This window comes from Aquiflexum sp., from assembly GCF_041749095.1.
In the GTDB taxonomy this organism is placed as follows: domain Bacteria; phylum Bacteroidota; class Bacteroidia; order Cytophagales; family Cyclobacteriaceae; genus Aquiflexum.
This window is the reverse complement of sequence record NZ_JBGTCA010000467.1, coordinates 1-1742: the sequence shown is the minus strand read 5'-3', so window position 1 is coordinate 1742 and position 1742 is coordinate 1. Positions and strand designations below refer to the sequence as shown.

Here is a 1742-nt window from a genome sequence, read left to right as displayed (position 1 = left end):
TACCACGCCTGATGGTGCCGCACTTGTTTTTTCCTTTATCGGTTTCCGGAATCAACGGGTAGTTATTGGAGCCCAAAGCGTAATCAACATTACCATGGAAGAAGATATTGCCGGATTGGACGAAGTTGTAGTTACCGCTTTGGGAATCAAAAGGGAAGCAAAAAGCCTGGGATATGCCACTTCAAGTGTCAGTCAGGACGAGATGACCATAAACCGAACCCCCAATTTCATGAATGCCCTTCAGGGTAAAATGGCTGGAGTAAATATCACTTCTTTGGGTTCAGGTCCTTCCGGGACCAGTAAGATTCGAATCCGGGGTCAGTCTTCTTTTGGAGGCAATAACTCACCACTCATTGTAGTAGATGGCGTACCCATTGACAATACCAATTTTGGGGCAAGGGGCGATTTTTCTGAAAGGGGAAGTAACCGGACCTCAGACAGCGGGGATGGGTTAAACAGTATCAACCCCGATAATATTGAATCCATGACGGTATTAAAGGGTGGAGCGGCTTCTGCCTTATATGGTTCCCGGGCCAAGGATGGGGTGATTATGATTACCACCAAAAACAGGGGAACCGGCCGCGGTGTTAGCCTTGAGATCAATTCCAACTTCACCCATGACACACCTATGGATTTCAGGGATTATCAGTTTGAATATGGGCAGGGAGAAAATGGCCTCAGGCCAACCTCTCCATTTCCAACCTCTGGAGTATGGAGCTTCGGTGAAAAATTTGAACCGGGAATGACCCACATCCTTTTCGATGGATTGGAAGTGCCGTATGAACCTCAACGGAACCAGTTTAAGGAATTTTACCGAAATGGGTATACATGGACAAATTCTGTTTCTCTGGCTTCCTCGGGAGAAAATGGTGGGTTTAACCTGATGATTTCCAATATGGACAATGACCTGATCATGCCCAATTCAGATTATAACCGGAAAACAGTCAATTTCGGATTTACGCAAACCGTGGCCAATAAATTGACCATTTCAGGTAACATCAATTATTCCAAAGAGCAACGGAGAAATCCGCCCAATCTGGCCGAACAGGATTATAGCCCCGTAATTATATATACCTTGGCTAACTCAATGCCTATGGATGTATTGCGGGACAATGCCGAAGATGCAGATGGAAACGAGAATGTCTGGTCGAGGTTTACCAACCGAACCAATCCCTATTTTGCACTCAAACGCTTTGATAACATCGATCGGGACAGGGTATTTGGAAACATCACCGCCAAATACGACCTGACTGACTGGTTGTTTGTCCAGGGACGTGTCGGTCAGGACTTTTTTGCAAGGGAGCAAGACTATAATCTTCCCCATGGCACCCAGCGGCAAGTGCCTGCTCCGCCGGGATTTGTCAATGGACAATATATCCAGGATGCCACCAATGTGAGAGAGGTCAACGCTGATTTTCTTGTGAGTGCAAATAAAACCTTTGGCAATTTTGGGTTCCTTGTGAATGCAGGAGGCAATCAGATGTACAGGAGGTTTAGTAGGCACAATGTGTTTGTACAGGATTTCTTTTCACGGGACCTATATACTATCGGTAATAGCCGGCTAAGAGATCCGATATATCAATTTTCGGAGCGGCAGGTAAACTCATTATACGGTTCGGCTGAGATTTCTTACAAGGAATTTCTTTATGTAAACGGAACAGTCAGAAATGACTGGTTTTCAACACTTTCTCCTGCAAACCGAAGCATCCTTTACCCTTCGATTACGGGTAGCTTTGTGTTTT

At 45.5% G+C, this 1742-nt stretch carries 1 protein-coding gene; it reads left to right on the top strand.

The annotated features are described in order from the left end of the window. Nucleotides 1-1742: TonB-dependent receptor plug domain-containing protein (locus tag ACEW8O_RS21220; RefSeq protein WP_373496632.1), on the top strand; the 1742-nt coding region annotated here is incomplete at both ends.